This window comes from Streptomyces sp. WAC05374, from assembly GCF_004353505.1.
In the GTDB taxonomy this organism is placed as follows: domain Bacteria; phylum Actinomycetota; class Actinomycetes; order Streptomycetales; family Streptomycetaceae; genus Streptomyces.
Genome location: NZ_SMNQ01000008.1, coordinates 124,395 through 142,739, shown reverse-complemented (window position 1 = coordinate 142,739; position 18,345 = coordinate 124,395). Strand labels below are relative to the sequence as shown.

At 71.4% G+C, this 18,345-nt stretch carries 13 protein-coding genes; 4 read left to right on the top strand and 9 right to left on the bottom strand.

Translation table 11 applies throughout. The features are described 5' to 3' along the window. Positions 1–185: 185 nt before the first annotated feature. Positions 186–1,724 carry a DUF4192 domain-containing protein gene (locus tag E2B92_RS17805; RefSeq protein ID WP_126887729.1) on the bottom strand — a complete coding sequence of 513 codons (1,539 nt, stop codon included), beginning with the start codon at positions 1,722–1,724 and terminating at the stop codon, positions 186–188. A 203-nt stretch (positions 1,725–1,927) separates the two neighbouring features. Here E2B92_RS17805 and E2B92_RS17800 point away from each other — a divergent pair, with 203 nt between their 5' ends. Together E2B92_RS17800 and E2B92_RS17795 are read left to right on the top strand one after the other, a co-directional pair. Then, a complete protein-coding gene (locus E2B92_RS17800; protein ID WP_126887730.1) occupies positions 1,928–4,108 on the top strand; it encodes a RecQ family ATP-dependent DNA helicase in 2,181 nt (726 codons plus the stop codon). Between the two features lie 217 nt (positions 4,109–4,325). Continuing rightward, on the top strand, positions 4,326–4,955 hold the full coding sequence (locus tag E2B92_RS17795) for a hypothetical protein (RefSeq protein ID WP_126887731.1): 630 nt from the start codon (positions 4,326–4,328) through the stop codon (positions 4,953–4,955). A 553-nt stretch (positions 4,956–5,508) separates the two neighbouring features. Here E2B92_RS17795 and E2B92_RS17790 read toward each other — a convergent pair. The 6 genes from E2B92_RS17790 to E2B92_RS17765 form a co-directional block, all read right to left on the bottom strand. Beyond that, a complete protein-coding gene (locus E2B92_RS17790; protein ID WP_126887732.1) occupies positions 5,509–6,159 on the bottom strand; it encodes a hypothetical protein in 651 nt (216 codons plus the stop codon). 128 nt (positions 6,160–6,287) lie between these two features. Beyond that, positions 6,288–6,998: a ribonuclease HII gene (locus E2B92_RS17785; RefSeq protein ID WP_126887733.1), complete on the bottom strand. Its 711-nt coding sequence runs from the start codon at positions 6,996–6,998 to the stop codon at positions 6,288–6,290. 567 nt (positions 6,999–7,565) lie between these two features. Beyond that, entirely contained in the window at positions 7,566–9,386 is a 1,821-nt protein-coding gene (locus E2B92_RS17780) for a DUF4153 domain-containing protein (RefSeq protein WP_235023866.1), read from the bottom strand. Positions 9,387–9,722: 336 nt separating this feature from the next. Continuing rightward, complete coding sequence (locus tag E2B92_RS17775) at positions 9,723–10,637, bottom strand: ADP-ribosylglycohydrolase family protein (RefSeq protein WP_126887734.1); 915 nt, start codon at positions 10,635–10,637, stop codon at positions 9,723–9,725. Positions 10,638–10,649: 12 nt separating this feature from the next. Further along, on the bottom strand, positions 10,650–11,309 hold the full coding sequence (locus E2B92_RS17770) for a histidine phosphatase family protein (protein ID WP_126887735.1): 660 nt from the start codon (positions 11,307–11,309) through the stop codon (positions 10,650–10,652). 257 nt (positions 11,310–11,566) lie between these two features. Beyond that, the gene (locus tag E2B92_RS17765; protein WP_126888323.1) at positions 11,567–12,172 is read right to left on the bottom strand and encodes a YdbC family protein; all 606 of its coding nucleotides are present in this window, start codon (positions 12,170–12,172) and stop codon (positions 11,567–11,569) included. A 145-nt stretch (positions 12,173–12,317) separates the two neighbouring features. On the opposite strand from E2B92_RS17765, the gene E2B92_RS17760 reads away from it, so the two are divergent. Together E2B92_RS17760 and E2B92_RS17755 are read left to right on the top strand one after the other, a co-directional pair. After that, on the top strand, positions 12,318–13,277 hold the full coding sequence (locus E2B92_RS17760; RefSeq protein WP_126888322.1) for a DUF1152 domain-containing protein: 960 nt from the start codon (positions 12,318–12,320) through the stop codon (positions 13,275–13,277). 73 nt (positions 13,278–13,350) lie between these two features. After that, complete coding sequence (locus E2B92_RS17755; RefSeq protein ID WP_126888321.1) at positions 13,351–13,881, top strand: TerD family protein; 531 nt, start codon at positions 13,351–13,353, stop codon at positions 13,879–13,881. Between the two features lie 355 nt (positions 13,882–14,236). On the opposite strand, the gene E2B92_RS17750 is transcribed toward E2B92_RS17755, so the two are convergent. Beyond that, the gene (locus tag E2B92_RS17750; RefSeq protein ID WP_126888320.1) at positions 14,237–17,134 is read right to left on the bottom strand and encodes a vitamin B12-dependent ribonucleotide reductase; all 2,898 of its coding nucleotides are present in this window, start codon (positions 17,132–17,134) and stop codon (positions 14,237–14,239) included. 158 nt (positions 17,135–17,292) lie between these two features. Further along, on the bottom strand, positions 17,293–17,805 hold the full coding sequence (gene nrdR / locus E2B92_RS17745; RefSeq protein WP_126888319.1) for a transcriptional regulator NrdR: 513 nt from the start codon (positions 17,803–17,805) through the stop codon (positions 17,293–17,295). Positions 17,806–18,345 lie beyond the last annotated feature (540 nt).

Sequence of the window (18,345 nt, the reverse complement as noted above, 5' to 3'; positions counted from 1 at the left end):
GTGCGAGCCCGGTGGCGGACGGCTGTCGGAACGGCGGGCCGTGGGGCCGGGAGGGGACAGAGCGGTCCATGGGTGGTGTGCTGAGCCTTCTGTGCGCTCCGGACAGTCGCTGGAGGTACGACGGAACGGGTCGGGCGACTCCGCCACAGAAGGCAACGGCGCCACCCCTGTCGTGGTCACGGCTGTCACCGTCCGCTCCTGGTCCCGCGCCCGCCGCTGCGACGGGCCGCCCGGAGCCGGGACGGGGCAGCGCCCCCTTCCGGCCCGACCGTCCCGGGGCGTGGGGTGGGGGCACCCCGGTCCGCTGCCGGCTGCCGCACCGGCCGAAGCCTCGTACGACGGCGACCCGCCTTGCGCACGCTCAAGGACACCCGCGCAGCGGAGCCCACGCGGGCACCGGACGCGGTTCGTGTCCCGGAGGCGGTTCGTGCCACGGAGGAGCTTCGTGCCCCGGGTGCTGTCGGTGCGCCGGATCCGGCGGTGGTCCCTGCCCCGCCCTGGGGCCCGGTAGCGGCCTGGGGCCCGGTAGCGGCCTGGGGCCCGGTAGCGCTTTGTGGTTCGGACCCGGCCCGTGCCTCGGCCGCGGCACGCGCGTCGCGCTCCTGGCGGAGGCACCGGCGCAGCGACTCCGGGTCCAGGCCCTCGTTGCACGCCTGGTGCAGGAGCCTGGCGAAGACGTACTCGGGGTCGACCTCCAGCGCGAGCCCCAGCGCCACCCGGGCGCTGGGCTCGTCGCCGGTCGACCAGGCCACCCAGCCGGCGAGGGTCAGCGGCGCGGCGGAGTGCTCGACGTAGGCGCCCACACAGCGGCGGGCCAGTGCGCGCCAGAGTCGCAGGGCGGGGGCCGCCTGCTCCCCCTCCATCCACTCCGCAGCCCGGTCCCGGGTCTCCCGGTCCTGGAGCCCGAGGATGACCGAGGCCGCCTCGTCGTGGCCGATCAGCGCGTCGTCCTGCGCGTCGGCCGCCGCCGGGTCCATGACCCGCGGGCCGTCCGCAAGGCGCCGCACGAGCCGCTCCGCCAGCTCGATCGTCTCCACGCGCACCGTGTCACGGCCGTCCTGGTCGAGGATGCGGGGCACCAGGGCGGCGCCGGCGGTGTCGAGCGCCTGAAGCTGCTCGGTGGCCGTGGCCTTCCCGTACGGCCACGGTCGCAGCCGCTCCTCCATGTCCCGCAGCGAGCCGCGCACCTGGATGCCGGCGTAGGCCGCGGCGGCCGCCATCACCGACGTACCGGGCAGGGCGAGGGGGTTGCCGTCGGGCGGGCAGCAGCGGGTGTCGGGGCAGCAGTAGGACCAGAAGCGGCCGTCGGAGATGCAGAGCGCTTCGTACACAGGAACGTCGAGGGTGCCGCAGGCGGTGCGCAGCCGCTGGGCGAGAGGCCGCAGGCGCTCCATGACGCGGCGGCCCGTCTCACCCTCGGCCGGGTCCTGGCAGAGGAAGACGACGATGCCGTCCGGCCGGGAGCCGCGCCGCTCGCAGCCCTCGATGAGGCATTCGGCGAGCTGCTCGGCGACCGGCGGCCACTCGCGCGGGGAGCGCGGGATACCGAGCCTGAGGCGGCCGCCGAACCGGCCGCGGTCGCCGTGCAGCGCGACCATCACGATCGAGTCGGTGGGGTGATAACCCATCATGTACGGCAGGGCGTCGGCCAGTTCGGCAGGACCTCGCAGGGTGATCTGCTGCTGGTCGTCGGTGGGTCCGGTGGTGTCGTGATGCTTGTTCATGGCCACGACGATCCCGGCGAACGGCCTCGGCCGTCGACCCCTGTGGATAACTCCGGATCACTGCGGATCGCCGCTGTCCACAGCCCCGCCGGGTCGCTCGCGCGCCGGACGCCGAGCTGGTATACGCGTGCGGTCGCGACTGGGTCGTGGCGCCGCGCCGAGGCTGGTTCGCCGTTGTCAGACCCGTGCTGTTGCATGGGGGCATGGAGCACACGACCCACGCAGGACCCAGTAATCTCCGTGCGGCCGCCGACGCCGTGCTCGCCCGCCTGGTCGGGGACGACAGCGGTTCCGCACGGCTGCGGGAGGACCAGTGGCGGGCGATCGAGGCGCTGGTCGCCGAGAAGCGGCGGGCGCTCGTGGTGCAGCGCACCGGCTGGGGCAAGTCGGCCGTGTACTTCGTCGCCACCTCACTGCTGCGCGAGCGGGGAAGCGGCCCGACCGTGATCGTCTCGCCACTGCTCGCGCTGATGCGCAACCAGGTGGAGGCGGCGGCCCGGGCCGGAATCCACGCCCGGACGATCAACTCCTCCAACACCGAGGAGTGGGAGACGATCCAGCAGGAGGTGGCCGAGGGCGCGGTCGACGTGCTGCTGGTCAGTCCGGAGCGGCTCAACAACCCCGACTTCCGCGACCAGGTCCTGCCACGGCTGGCCGCCGCCACCGGTCTGCTGGTGGTCGACGAGGCGCACTGCATCTCCGACTGGGGCCACGACTTCCGGCCCGACTACCGGCGGCTGCGCACCATGCTCGCCGACCTGCCGCCCGGCGTTCCCGTCCTGGCCACGACCGCGACCGCCAACGCACGAGTGACGGCGGACGTCGCCGAACAGCTCGGCACCGGGGCGGGCACGGACGCGCTCGTCCTGCGCGGCCCGCTGGACCGGGAGAGCCTGAGCCTCGGGGTGCTGCGGCTGCCGGACGCGGCACACCGCCTGGCCTGGCTCGCCGACCACCTCGGGGAACTCCCCGGCTCGGGAATCATCTACACGCTCACGGTCGCGGCGGCCGAGGAGGTGACCGCGTACCTCCGCCAGTGCGGCCACATCGTGGCCTCGTACACGGGCCGCACGGAGAACGCGGACCGGCAGCAGGCGGAGGAGGACCTGCTGGCCAACCGGGTCAAGGCGCTGGTGGCCACCTCGGCGCTGGGCATGGGGTTCGACAAGCCGGACCTCGGATACGTCGTACACCTCGGTTCGCCGTCCTCCCCCATCGCGTACTACCAGCAGGTCGGCCGGGCCGGGCGCGGTGTCGAGCACGCGGAGGTCCTCCTGCTCCCGGGCAAGGAGGACGAAGCCATCTGGCAGTACTTCGCCTCGGTGGCCTTCCCGCCCGAGGAACAGGTGCGGCGGACGATCGATGTGCTGGCACACGCCGACCGGCCGCTGTCCCTGCCGGCCCTGGAACCCCTCGTCGAGCTGCGCCGTACGCGCCTGGAGACGATGCTCAAGGTGCTCGACGTCGATGGTGCGGTACGCCGGGTGAAGGGTGGCTGGACCGCCACGGGACAGGCCTGGTCGTACGACTCCGAGCGGTACGCGTGGGTGGCCCGCCAGCGGGAGGCCGAGCAGCAGGCGATGCGTGACTACGCCTCGGCGACGGGCTGCCGGATGGAGTTCCTGCGACGGCAGCTCGACGACGAGCAGGCGGCCCCGTGCGGGCGCTGCGACAACTGTGCGGGGCCCCGGTTCGACGCCAAGGTGTCGGCGGCGGCACTGGACGCGGCCCGGGGTGAACTGGGGCGTCCCGGCGTGGAGGTCGAGCCGCGCAAGATGTGGCCGACCGGACTGCCGGCCGCCGGTGTCGACCTCAAGGGCCGCATCCCGGCCGGTGAGCTGTCCTACCCGGGGCGGGCACTCGGCAGGCTGTCCGACATCGGGTGGGGCAACCGGCTGCGTCCGATGCTGGCGCCGACGGCGGCGGACGGGCCGGTACCGGACGACGTGGTGAACGCCGTCGTCCATGTGCTGGCCGACTGGGCGAAGGGACCGGGTGGTTGGGCCTCCGGCGCGCCGGACGCCCCGCCCAGGCCAGTGGGAGTCGTCACCGTCGCCTCGCACAGCAGGCCGCTGCTGGTGGGCTCGCTGGGCCGCCGCATCGCCGAGGTGGGCAGGATGCCGCTGCTCGGTTCCGTCGCGTACGTACCGGAGGCGGTGGACGCCAGGATCTCGCGGACCAACAGCGCGCAGCGGGTGCTGGGGCTGCACCGTGCCCTGACGGTTCCGCCCGAGCTGGCCGAGGAGTTGGCCGCGGCCGGTGGGCCCGTACTGCTGGTGGACGACCTTTCGGACAGCGGCTGGACACTGGCGGTGGCGGCACGGCTGCTGCGCCGGGCAGGCGCGGAGGGGGTGTTTCCGCTGGTCCTCGCCGTTCAGGGATGAGGGGACGCGTCATCCCGGGGCTGACTGGGAAGGATATGAGCGTCATACCAGCCCATTCCAGTCAGCGGCCTCAATTGCTCGTTGCCGCTTGCCCGTTCCGCCAGCAAGAATTGGAATCCGCTCCCCGCACGGCCCGTTCGCGGTCCGGAAGGGCTGTGCCGGTGCGTCCCTCACTCGACCCTGCCCGCTCTGTGGGCGCGTATGCGAAGGGAGGACCGTGACCTTCGGATTCGCTTCGTCCGCAGCCACCTCGATCAGCACGCCCGCCGACTCCGCCAGCCGCCTCGCCCGAATGCTCGAACCCGCCGAGTGGGCGGCGGCCGGCATTCCGCTGCTGCGCAATCCGCGCGAGGTCGTCAGCGGCCTGCACGCCCGCCACCGGCCGACACCCGCCACCGCCGTCGTCGCCGTCCTCGACCACGAGGAGCGGCTGACGGCCAGCGCCTCGTTCGCGCGCCGCGCCGTGCCCGCGGACGGCTGGGAGTTCCGCAACTCCCTGCTCGCGCACCTGCGCAGGGTCATACCTCACGATCTGCGGCGTCGCACTCCGGTGCGTACCGCCGTCCTGCTCTACTGCCGTGACGGCGACAAACGGTGGACGGAGGAGGACGGGGCCTGGATGTGGGGCCTGCGGGACGCCTGCACGCTGCACGGGCTGCGCTGCGGCGCGTACATCACGCTGACCCGCAGCGGCTGGCACGTGCTCGGTGAGGGACGCGGCGGGCGACGCCCCCACTCGACCTCGACGCCGGGCGACCTGGCGGACGCGTCGGCCGACGACATACTGCCGGCCCCGCGCACCGCGAGCGGCGCGGCCGAGCCGCTGCGGCGCACGGCGGCCCGCTGACGCGATCATCCATCCACCACCGCCCGCCCATGGCCCATGGCCGGGCCGGTGGCCGCAACGAACTGCCACACCGGCAGCCGACGGGCGGTCCATCGCTCGATGCCGCCGCAAGCGGCAACCGACCAGCCGGACGCGCCACTGAACCGGACCCACTGGCAGGCCGCCATCCGGCACCGCCGAGGCGGTATCGCCGGGCGGAGGGTAGTGGCCGGGCGAGGCATGGCCGACCATGTGGCAGCCGAACCTTCACCCTCGCACCCGGGCGGCGTCGCCGACCGGTGGCACCGGACGCCCGGCGCGGTGCCGCAGGGCAGGGGCGGCGCCGGGCAGTAGCCACTACTGGGCCCGGCTTCAGGCACCGGGCCGGATGGCAGGCACGAGACCGGAGTCACGCGCCGAACCGGACGCCAGGCACCAACCCGAAGCCAACCACCAAGCCGAAGCCAACCACCGAGCCGGAGACCAGCCACCGAACCGGACGCCAGGCACCCGAAGCCAACCACCGAGCCGGAAGCCAGGTGCCGGCCCGGCGGCGGGCGCTGGGCCGGGTGGCTCAGACGCCCGCGCCGAGCACGGAGTTGATCCGCTGCGGATCGCCGCACACGATGAGCAGCGCGCTCGCGCGGGTCATCGCCGCCGGCAGGGCACGGACGGCCGCGTCGTCGCCGCCGCCGTTGACCGCGACGACCACCACGGGCCGGGTCGAGGCACGCTCCACGGCGGCCGCGTCGGCGAAGAACACGTCGTCACGGGCGTCGTGCTGGGCCCAGTAGGCGGCGTCGCCGAAGGACAGCTCGTGGGTCGCCCACGGGTGCGGGTCACCGGTGGTCAGGACGAGGATGTCGCCCGGCGCACGGCCGGTCTCGAGCAGCAGGTCGACCGCCTCTTCGGCGGCGTCGAGCGCGCCGTCCGCGGGAGCGGGGATCAACTGGATCTGCGGTTGGGTCCGCGCCGCGGAACGCTGCGCGGAACGATTCTCCGGACGGGGCACCGGGGGCTGCGCCGCGCCGTTGTGCTGGCGGGGCGTCGTCGCCGGAGGGGTCGGCCGGGCCGGGCCGGGACCCGGGCGACCGGGGCGCGGCGAGGCCGCGGAACGCGGACCGGGTACGGGTCGGGGGGTCGGCGCGGGGCGGCCTGCGGCCGGAGTGGCGCGGGGACCCTGGGCACTCTCGTGAATCTGAGGCTCCTCGGGGATGAGAGGCATAACTGGATGTTTATCAAACGCCGGTGCGAGTGGCACCGGCGGGTGGCGCATACATGCGACGTGTACGGATGACGCATACAACTGATGCTCGAATGCGGCCGGCTGTTGGGCGGGGCGCTGCCCGGCGTTCAGAAATCGAAGCCGAGTTGGCCCCCGCTTTCGAGTTCGGCCGCCTCCGCGGAGATACGGACCTTCTTGAGGTGCCGCCACTGGGGCAGCGCGTCGAGGTACGCCCAACTGAGCCGGTGGTACGGCGTGGGGCCCCACTCCCGGAGCGCGGCCTTGTGCACCGGCGACGGGTAACCGGCGTTGTCCCCGAACCCGAAGACGGCGTACTGCTCGGACTCCGCCTCCAGCTCGGCCATCATCGCGTCCCGCCGCACCTTGGCGAGAACCGAGGCGGCCGCCACGGCGATGCAGGACTGGTCGCCCTTGATCACCGTACGGACCCGCCAGGGCTGCCCCAGGTAGTCGTGCTTGCCGTCCAGGATCACCGCGTCAGGGCGCACGGGGAGTGCGTCCAGGGCGCGGATGGCGGCCAGGCGCAGTGCCGCGGTCATCCCGAGCTCGTCGATCTCCTCCGGGGAGGCATGCCCGAGGGCGTGCGAGGTGACCCACTTCTCCAGTTCCTCGGCCAATTCAGCACGGCGTTTGGGGCTGATGAGCTTGGAATCGGTCAGTCCGGCGGGTGGCCGGCGCAGTCCGGTGACAGCGGCACAGACCGTGACGGGACCGGCCCACGCTCCGCGTCCGACCTCGTCGACTCCGGCGATGATCTTGGCGCCGGTGGTCGCTCTGATCGAGCGCTCGACGGTGTGGGTGGGTGGTTCGTACGGCATGGCGCCAGACAGGTTACGCCGCCCGACCCCGCCCGCGATACCCGGATTGCGATCCGGCCATGGAGGCCCGCCGCGACGCCGGTCCCGGCGGGCACCGCGTACGAGCGGCGCTCCTTCCCCACCAGCGCTCGTTCAGCCGGTCGGCGGCCACGGGAACGGAATCACGACCCGGTCGAGCATTTCCGCCGCAACCGATTCAGCTCGTTCACTTCCGCACACATCGGGCGGGAGCAGCGTCAGACCGGCAACCCCTCGCCGGCCAGGCCGAGGGACACGTGGGCTTCGGCGCCCTGGGCCCGCAGCCCAACCCAGCTACCGCCCACCTGATGAGGCGTGTGGAGCAGCTCACTGCCCCTAGGATCGACCCTCGGCACCGCTCAGCCATCACACTGTCGCATTCGTGAATGACGAGGCGGAACACCGAAGCAGGCTTCTCAGTGGATGGCGGCACACAACCGGAGGCAGAGGCGGCACAGATGCACGCCGGGCACGGCCGGACCGGGCGGGACAGGAGCGTGGCACTCGCTCCCGTTCCCGTCCGGTCCTCTGGTCCTTCCGGCACAGCCGTCAGTAGTCGTACTCGTCGAACTCGTCGCCGATGTCGTCGCGCCGCGGCGTGCAGGTGTAGCCCTCGACCGAGACACCGCGCTCGTCGAGGATGCTCCGGGCGCGGGTCTCCCCCAGACTCGACCCGTACCAGGGTGTCTCGTCGGCACCGAGGTCGCTCGCGATGTTCCGCAGGGCACAGGACCGCAGGGGTTCGGGCAGCCTGTCGAGCGCGGGCACGGCGTCCGCCGAGAGCCCGTCCAGATAACCGATGTCGATCTTGCCGGTCCTCTCATAGCGCTGTACGTTCCGCTCCGCGACGAGGCCGTCCGGCGACACCAGCCCGAAGGCGAGGACGCCGGCCGCCGCGCTCACCGCGACCGCGCGCGGCAGGTGCAGGCGCCGGGCGCCGACGATGCCGGCGGCCATGATCAGTACGAGTACGAGGCCCAGCCACAGCTCCATCGCGGCCACCGAGACCCTCAGCCGGGTGAGCCCGTACGCGTCGACGTACAGATCCATCCGCCGCAGCGCGGAGGCCACCACCACCAGGGTGAGCAGGCAAAGGGTGCCGAGCACGGACCGGACCAGGGTGCGGTCGCGGGCACCGTCGCGAGGCGCCCACCGGAGGGCCAGGCCGATGACGGCCAGCGTGAGCAGGGTCGCCCAGAGCAGTTGCCAGAAGCCCTGGCGTGCGTACTCGGCGTAGGTGAGGCCGGTCTGGTTCAGCACCTTCTCGTAACCGCCGAAGAGGACCGTGAGCTGGACGGCGTTGAAGGCGGCGAAGAGCAGGTTGAGCACGATGAGCGGAAGCGCCCATTCCAGCCGGGCTCGCGGTCGGCCCGGCCGGACCTTCACTCCGTCCCATCGCAGCGGCGCGGCGGCGGTACGGGCGGCGGCGAGCGCACCCACCAGGCCCAGGGCGAACAGGATGAAGCGCCAGGGCCCGTCCGTGACCGACACCTCCGGCGCCAGCGAGCCGATCAGGTCGGCGAAGGCGGCGTCCGCGCCCGCGAACAGCGCGCCGAACACGATCAGCAGGCCCGCGGCCACGGCGATCGTACGCAGCACCGGCCCCACCCGGCCCTGTGCGCCGCCCGCCCGCTCACGCAGTCCGCGCCAGCCCCAGACCAGACCCGAACCGATCGAGTCGAAGAGGCCGGCGGGGCTGAAGAGAATGCCGAGCCAGGTGCGGCTGCCGTGCAGGGCGAGCGACGCCAGGCCCACGGCGGACACGACGGCGAGGAAGGTGGGCCAGCCCGCGTCGCGCAGTGCGGGTACCACCAGCAGGGCCAGACCGGCCAGCCCCCACACCATGGTCCAGGGGCGGAGGCGGCGGCCGGACGCGGCGGCGGCGAAGTAGACGGTGAGGGTGGCCGGTACGGCGACGATCAGCAGGTTCAGTCCGAGGCCGTCACCGAGCAGCAGGGCGCTGAAGACGGCCGTGGCCAGGGCCGACCAGAGGGCGGCCGCCGGTATCGGACCGGGCGGGCGGGGACGTATGCGCGTCAGCCAGGTCTCGACCGGCGGCGGAGCGACGGGCCTGAACCCGGGCGGAACCATGGCCGCCGCCCCCGCCCCGGCGCGTGCCCGGGCACCCGGCGGTCCAGCGTCCACGAAGGGAGCAGCAGCCGGTGCCGCACCCCCCGCGCCCGCGCCCGGTGACGGCCGCGGCTCCACGGCCGGTCCGGACTCGGGCTCCCCCGACGGTGACGGCTTCGACTCCACAGGGCGCGCCGGTGACGGCGCCGGCTCCGCGGACGGCTGCGGCTCCGCGGACGGCGACGGCTGCGGCTGCGGCTGCGGGTCCGCCGGACCTGATGGCGACGGCTCCGGGTCCACCGGACCCGATGGCGACGGCTCCGGCTCCACCGGACCCGATGGCGACGGCTCCGGCTCCACCGGACTTGATGGCGACGGCTCCGGCTCCACCGGACTTGATGGCGACGGCTCCGGCTCCGGTGATGGCGATGCGGACGGCGTGTCTGGCACGGGACCCCCTCCCGACCGGGGCCCGCACACGTCGTACACGTCATGGCGGCGGTGTCGTACGGCCCCGGTGTCTGGTCAGCGCGCGCTTGTCATGATCAACGCGGCGGCGTGGCCGAAAGGGTATGCCCGGGAACCGGTCCTCACCCCGTTCGGCCCCCGCTCTGTGTCAGGACCGTGACACGTGCGTCAGCGGCCGACCGGCCCGGCGGGCACCCAGTCGGGCAGTGCCTCGGTCCGTTCCAGCCACTCGGCCGGCGGGGCCCCGGCTGCCGTGGCGGCCACCACTCCCCCGGCGATGGCGCACGTCGTGTCGACGTCCCCGCCCACCTGTGCCGTGGTCCAGAACGCCCTCTCGTAGTCGCCCAGGGCACGGGCCGCCGACCAGAGCGCGAAGGGCACCGTGTCGTGGGCGCTGGTACGCCGGCCACTGCCCAGCACCGCCGCCACCGTCGCCGCGTCGCCGTAGTCCAGCATGTCGCGGGCCCGGCGCAGCCCCGCGCCCACGGCGCTGCGCGGCACCAGCGCGACGACTCCGTCGAGCAGCTCCTCCGGCTTGGGCGGCCCCGCCGGATCGGCGGCGAGTGCGGCGGCGGCCGCGACCGCCATGCAGCCCACGACGGCTTCCCGGTGCTGATGGGTGGTGTACGAGGAGATCTCCGCCTGGTGCGTCGCCTGCTCGGGGTCGTCCGCGTACCAGGCGCCCAGAGGTGCGATGCGCATGGCGGAGCCGTTGCCCCAGGAGCCCTGCCCCTTGAACAGTCCGGCCGCCAGTTCCCGCCAGTCGCCGCCCTCGCGGATCAGCCGGAGCATCCGGTTGACGGCCGGGCCGTAGCCGCGGTCGAAGTCGTGGTGCTCGGCGAACGAGCGGGCGAGTGCGTCCTGGTCGACGCGTTCGTGCCGGGCGAGCACGGCCAGGACGGAGCAGGCCATCTCGGTGTCGTCGGTCCACTGCCAGGTCCCGGGCGGCAGCTCTCGCCGCTTGAGCAGTGGATAGTTGGCGGGTACGAAGAACTGGGAGCCCAGGGCGTCCCCCACGGCCAGGCCGCGCAGGCTGGCCAGGGCGCGGTCGAAGCGCCGGTCGGAAGAGGATTCAGCGGTCATCGCCCTGCCACTCTATCCGGTGGTGCCGTACGACTCGGGGGTTCGCCAGCGCTCGAACGGCCGGTCAAGTCTGTAGCGCCCGTCCTCGCCGAGCAGCAGTATCCGGGTGTCGCCGTTGGGTGGATTGGACAGCGACTCGAATTCCGCCACCGTCCAGTGGAACCAGCGCATGCAGAACAGCCGCATGGTGAGGCCGTGGGTGACCAGCAGCACGTTCGGCGGGTGGTCGGGCGCCTCGAAGCTGCGGTGGAGGCTCTCCAGGAAGGCGCCGACCCGGTCGTACACGTCGGCCCCGGACTCGCCCTGGGCGAAGCGGTAGAAGAAGTGCCCGTACGCGTCCCGGTACACCTTCTGGAGCCGGACGTCCTCCCTGTCCTGCCAGTTTCCCCAGTCCTGCTCGCGCAGCCGCGGTTCCTCCCTGGCCCGTACGAGCGCCGGGTCGAGCCGGAGCGCCCGGAAGGTTTCGTGCGTGCGGCGGTACGGCGAGATGTAGACGCTCACGCGCTCGTCCCCGAACAGGGCCCGGAGCCGCTCGCCGGCCTCCTCCGCCTGCCGCCTGCCCCGCTCGGTGAGCCTCAACGCGTGATCGGGCTCGCGTTCGTACACGGTGTCATCGGCATTGCCCTCCGATTCGCCGTGCCGCAGGAGGACGATGCGCCGCGGTCGTGCCATGCCACGACCCTAGATCGGCGGTTCCGGCCGGGACCACCCGGCCCGGTGTCCCGGCTCCATCCGGCGTACCCGCTCCGCCATCGCAGGACCCCGGCGTCGCGTGGGGGCGTGAGGCGTGAGGCGTGGGGCGCCTGGGGCTGACCGGCGTGCGGGGCGGGTGGTGTCTGCCGGGTGGGGGATCGGGCCCTGCGGTGGGAGCCGGGTGCTGCCCGGCCGGGTGAGGGTTGGGCGGCAGCGCCGCCCCCCACAGCCCCGCCTCACACCGTCCAGGCGGACTCCAGGTCCACGACGTCCCCGGTCAGCGCCGCCACGTCCGCCTCGATCTGGGCGCGCAGGGCGAGGCGCTCCACGCGCTCCGTGCGGTACTTGCCGTGCTCGGCGGCGGACTGCCACATGGACAGGACGAGAAACTCGTTTCCGGGCGCCTCCCCGAACATGCCGCGCAGCATGCCCGGGGAACCGGCCATGGCCGGGTTCCACACCTTCTCCTGCATCAGCGCGTAGTGCTCGACCCGCTCCTCACGAATCCGGCTGTGCGCGACGCGGACGACGTCGGCGTCGGTGAAACGGGGCTCGAATCCCGTCTTCACGTCGAAGCGGTGGTCGAACAGCTTGACCTGCATGTCCTTGTACGTGCCCGACTGCGAGGCCGCCAGCCGGTCGTGTGAGCGCGCCATGAACGAGTCGTAGAAGGGGCGGCTCTCCCAGAAGGCGAAGACGTGCGCGACGCCGGGTCGGCTCCGGCTCCAACCGCCGCCCTGCCCACGGAATCCCGGCTCACCCAACAGCCCCGCCCACTTCCGCTGTCCCCGCTCGAACCCACGTCGGTCCACCACGGTGCAGCGAATCCACTTGACCAGCACCGCGCCATCGTACGGCGCCGGACCTCGCGCCGTTCCCGGTCTCGCGCAGCGCACACCCATCGGTTCCCGGTGGTGGCACACACGTCCGGGTACGAGTCGAAAATACCTCCGACCATGGTCATCAACGCCCCGGCACAATGGCCGGATGACCTCCTTGCACGTCAACCCGCTCTTCGCCCGCCTCGAATCGGCCGAGCGCGTCCTCGTCGCGGGCGCCGGTGGCGGATTCGACATCTACGCCGGGCTCCCGCTCGCCCTGTCACTGCGCCACCAGGGCAAAGAGGTCCACCTCGCCAACCTGGCCTTCAGCTCCATCGAGGGCCTCCCCCTCGACGCGTGGCTGGCGCCCGACGTCGCCGTCGTCACCCCGGAATCAGCACCGCATCAGACGTACTTCCCGGAGCGCACCCTCGCCGAATGGCTGGCGCTGCACCGCCTGCCCAGCACCGTCCACGCCTTCTCCCGTGTCGGGGTCCAGCCGCTGCGTGCGGCGTACAAGGCGCTGATCGAGCACTACGGCATCGACGCGGTCGTCCTCGTCGACGGCGGGACGGACATCCTCATGCGGGGCGACGAGTCCGGACTCGGTACGCCCGAGGAGGACCTCGCCAGCGTCGCCGCCCTCGCCGGTCTGGAGGTGCCCGAGCGCCTCATCGCCTCGATCGGGTTCGGCGTCGACGCGTACCACGGCGTCAGCCACGGCCTGGTTCTGGAAAACATTGCCACCCTGGAGAGGGACGGCGCCTACCTGGGAGCCTTTTCCGTCCCCCGGACCACGCGTGAGGGTGCTCTTTTCGTGGACGCGGTGGCGCACGCGCGGAGCCGTACGCCCGACTTCCCGAGCATCGTCAACGGTTCCATAGCGGCCGCCGTCCAGGGCTCTTTCGGGGACGTCCAGTTCACCTCCCGCACCCGTGGCAGTGAGCTGTTCATCAACCCCCTCATGGCGATCTACTTCGCCTTCGAGCTGGAGGGCGTGGCCCGCCGCTGTCTCTACCTGGACCGCATCGAGGACACCCACCTCATCCGTCAGGTCAGCAGCCGCATCGAGGCCTTCCGGGACGAGGTCCCCCGGCAGCGGCCGCCACGCCGGATACCCCACTGAGCGCGTGACACCATAAGCAAAGAGCTACGGGTCACGGGCAGTTGACCACGTCCGCGCGAGAGAGGGGAAACCCATGAACAGTGTCAACAAGGGGGTCGGCAAGGTCGAGGTGACGCTCAAGTGGGATCCGAGCCCCGCGGGCGTACCCGATCACGACCTCGACATCATCGCCGCCGTCTACCAGGCGGACGACCCTCATGGCGCACCCGCCTACCTGGTGCACTTCGGCAGCCGTTCGCCGGACGGGACGATCACCCTCAACCGGGACAGCCGCACCGGCCAGGGCTTCGGCTTCGACGAGGCCATGACCCTGGAGCTGAACCGCCTTTCCCCGGCCTACGCGCGCGTGGTCGTGGGCGTGGCCATACAGCAGAGTGGCGGACGGAGGACGTTCTCGGACATCACCAATGCCCTGGTTCTGGTGAAGGAGGGCTACCAGGAGCTGGACAGCTACGACTTCACCGACCTCGGCAACGCCACCGCCGTCACGGTCGTGGAATTCCTCCGCGACGGTACGGGGGGATGGGGCTGGCGCCGTGCCGTACGGGGTTTCGACGCCGACCCGCAGTCCTTCACCGAGCTGATGGGCACCGAACCCGCCTGAGCCGGCGCGCCGGACACGCGCCCGTGCACACGCTTCCCCACGCACCTCCCCACGCGTGACGCGAGCCACACGACGCGAGCACACGCGAGGCGAGCACACGCGTGGCGAGCACACGCGTGGCGAGCACACGCGTGGCGAGCACACGCGTGGCGAGCACACGCGTGGCGAGCACGGACGACCCGAGCACACGCGACGCGAGCCACACGACGCGAGCACAAGCGTGGCGAGCACGGACGACCCGAGCACACGCGAGACGAGCACGCACGCACGGAAAGGGGGAGCCGGATGTTCCGGCTCCCCCTTTCCGATCAGTCAGTCGGCGTCAGCGGCCGCGACGGCGGCCGCATCGGCTGCGTCAGCTACAACCGCTGGTCGACCCGCAGCCCTCGCAGATGTAGCAGGAACCGGCCCGCTGCATCTTCGTGCCGCACGAGAAGCACAGCGGCGCGTCCGCGCTGATGCCGAGCTGCATCTCGACGAGCTCCGCCGAGGTGTGCGCCTGCTTCGGGGCCGGAGCCGCTTCCTCCGTCTTCGCCGGCGCGGCGGCCACGGCCTTCGGGGCCTCCTGCTGACGCGGGGCGGACTGGGCCAGGGCCTCGACGTCCATCTCGTCGTCGGCCGGCTCGTACGAACCGGTCTCCAGGTGGCGCTGACGCTCCTCGGCCGAGTGGATGCCGAGCGCCGAGCGGGTCTCGAAGGGCAGGAAGTCCAGCGCCAGGCGGCGGAAGATGTAGTCGACGATCGACTGCGCCATCCGCACGTCCGGGTCGTCCGTCATGCCGGCCGGCTCGAAGCGCATGTTGGTGAACTTCGAGACGTACGTCTCGAGCGGCACACCGTACTGGAGGCCCACGGAGACGGCGATGGAGAAGGCGTCCATCATGCCCGCGAGCGTCGAACCCTGCTTCGACATCTTCAGGAAGACCTCACCGAGACCGTCGTCCGGGTAGGAGTTGGCCGTCATGTAGCCCTCGGCGCCGCCCACCGTGAAGGAGGTGGTGATGCCCGGACGGCCCTTGGGGAGCCGCTTGCGGACGGGACGGTACTCGACGACCTTCTCGACCGCCGCGCGGATGGTCTCCTCGGCCTTCTCGGTGACCTCGGTCTTCTCCTGCTCCTTCTTCTTGGCGGAGAGGGGCTGGCCGACCTTGCAGTTGTCGCGGTAGATCGCGAGCGCCTTGACACCCATCTTCCACGCCTCGAAGTAGATCTCCTCGACCTCCTCGACGGTCGCCGTCTCCGGCATGTTGACCGTCTTGGAGAGCGCGCCGGAGATCCACGGCTGGATGGCGGCCATCATGCGGACGTGGCCCATCGCGGAGATGGCACGCTCGCCCATGGCGCAGTCGAAGACCTCGTAGTGCTCCTGCTTGAGGCCGGGGGCGTCGATCACATTGCCGTGCTCGGCGATGTGGGCGACGATCGCCTCGATCTGCTCCGGCTGGTAGCCGAGGCGGCGCAGCGCCTGCGGGACCGTGCCGTTGACGATCTGCATCGAGCCGCCGCCGACCAGCTTCTTGAACTTGACCAGGGCGAGGTCGGGCTCCAGGCCGGTGGTGTCGCAGGACATCGCCAGGCCGATGGTGCCGGTCGGGGCGATGACGGACGCCTGGGAGTTGCGGAATCCGTTCTTCTCGCCGAGGCGGATCACGTCCTGCCAGGCCTCCGTGGCGGCGGCCCAGATCGGGGTGTCCAGGTCGTCCATGCGGACGGCCTTGGCGTTGGCGTCGGCGTGCTGCTTCATCACGCGGTTGTGCGGCTCGGCGTTGCGGGCGTAGCCGTCGTACGGGCCGACGACCGCGGCCAGCTCGGCGGAGCGCTTGTAGGAGGTGCCCGTCATCAGGGAGGTGATGGCACCGGCGAGCGCACGGCCGCCGTCGGAGTCGTACGCGTGACCCGTGGCCATCAGCAGGGCGCCGAGGTTGGCGTAACCGATGCCGAGCTGGCGGAAGGCGCGGGTGTTCTCGCCGATCTTCTGGGTGGGGAAGTCCGCGAAGCAGATCGAGATGTCCATCGCGGTGATGACCAGCTCGACGACCTTGGCGAAGCGCTCGCTGTCGAACGACTGGTTGCCCTTGCCGTCGTCCTTGAGGAACTTCATCAGGTTCAGCGAGGCGAGGTTGCACGAGGTGTTGTCCAGGTGCATGTACTCGCTGCACGGGTTCGAGCCGTTGATGCGGCCGGACTCCGGGCACGTGTGCCAGTGGTTGATCGTGTCGTCGTACTGGATGCCCGGGTCGGCGCACGCCCACGCGGCCTCGGCCATCTTGCGGAAGAGCGCCTTGGCGTCGACCTCCTCGATGACCTCACCGGTCATACGGGCACGCAGGCCGAACTTGCTGCCGGACTCCACTGCCTTCATGAACTCGTCGTTCACGCGGACGGAGTTGTTGGCGTTCTGGTACTGGACGGACGTGATGTCGTCGCCGCCCAGGTCCATGTCGAAGCCCGCGTCGCGCAGGGCGCGGATCTTCTCCTCCTCCTTGACCTTGGTCTCGATGAAGTCCTCGATGTCGGGGTGGTCGACGTCCAGGATGACCATCTTGGCGGCACGGCGGGTGGCGCCACCGGACTTGATCGTTCCGGCGGAGGCGTCGGCGCCGCGCATGAAGGAGACCGGGCCGGAGGCATTGCCGCCGGAGGAGAGGAGCTCCTTGGAGGAGCGGATGCGGGAGAGGTTCAGGCCGGCACCGGAGCCGCCCTTGAAGATCATGCCCTCTTCCTTGTACCAGTCGAGGATCGACTCCATGGAGTCGTCGACGGACAGGATGAAGCAGGCGGAGACCTGCTGGGGCTGCGGCGTGCCGACGTTGAACCACACCGGGGAGTTGAAGCTGAAGATCTGGTGCAGGAGGGCGTACGCCAGTTCGTGCTCGAAGATCTCGGCGTCGGCGGGCGAGGCGAAGTAGTTGTACTCCTCACCGGCCTTCCGGTAGGTCTTCACGATCCGGTCGATGAGCTGCTTGAGACCGGTCTCGCGCTGCGGGGTGCCGACGGCCCCGCGGAAGTACTTGCTGGTGACGATGTTGACCGCGTTCACCGACCAGAAGTCGGGGAACTCGACGCCACGCTGCTCGAAGTTCACCGAGCCGTCGCGCCAGTTGGTCATGACGACGTCACGACGCTCCCACACGACCTCGTCGTACGGATGCACGCCGGGGGTGGTGTGGATGCGCTCGATACGCAGACCCTTGTTCACCTTGGACCCCTTGGTACGGGACCCTCGTGCCGGGCCGCTCGCCGTCTCTGTCATGCCGCCTCCCATATACGGGCAAAAACACCCTGAAGTGCCCAGATCTTCCCAAGGCACGGTTTCTGTCTGTCGTCACGGGCACCACGCACAGCACCCGTGACACGTCATGTGCCGCTGCCGCTCAGCGGCCGATCGCCGGTCCCACGCCGGACCGGTGATCAGTCGGCGGCAGCCGCGGGAACCGGGACCTCGGGGGTCGCGCCGGTCCCGCTGTCCTCCGCGGGGGGCCGGCCGTCACGGAGTTCCGCGATGGCGGCCTCGAAGTCTTCGAGTGAGTCGAACGCCCGGTACACGGACGCGAAGCGCAGGTACGCGACGAGGTCGAGTTCCCGCAGCGGGCCGAGTATGGCGAGTCCGACGTCATGAGTGGTCAGTTCCGCGCTGCCGGTGGCGCGCACCGCCTCCTCGACCCGCTGGCCGAGCTGGGCGAGGGCGTCCTCGGTGACCGGGCGCCCCTGGCACGCCTTGCGCACACCGGAGATGACCTTGGTGCGGCTGAAGGGCTCGGTGACCCCGCTGCGCTTGATCACCATGAGTGACGCCGTCTCCACCGTGGTGAAACGGCGGGAGCAGTCGGGACACTGGCGGCGGCGGCGGATGGCCGTCCCGTCGTCGGTGGTGCGACTGTCGACGACACGGCTGTCGGGGTGCCTGCAGAAGGGGCAGTGCATCTCCCAACCCTCCTTCACAGCACGACTGAATAGCCTCGTCAGGGCCCGTCAGAGCCCCTCGAAGCAGCCACAAGCATAGGCGATGACCACCACCCCGAGATGACCGGGGACCACAACTTGTGGGTGGCCGGTGCAATCCAACCACTAGATCTGGTGTCTCGTGGTCCATTGAGCACATGGCGCGTGTCGCGCGCCGCGGTATCGGTGGCCGGCCCAGAGCCTACGCGAGGGGGCGCGGCGCCACCGATTCGGGGGCCGGGAATGACAGACTGGAGACCCGCCGGCGATCACCCAGGATCGCGGGAGGCCTTCGAGGAACGGCGCACGCGGCAGACATCCGCGCAGGACGCCGAGCGGGACCGGCGAATGATCCGCAATGACCGCCTCGGACGACCGGATTCGCCGTGATCGCCTCGGTGATTACGCTACGGAATCGACCGGAGTGATGTTGCCGGGGCCTCGCGCCCCACCGGCAAGGTCCATTGCCTCCGAAAACCCTCGGCGTCCGCAGCGCCCGCGGTGTCCAGGGCGTCCGGGAAT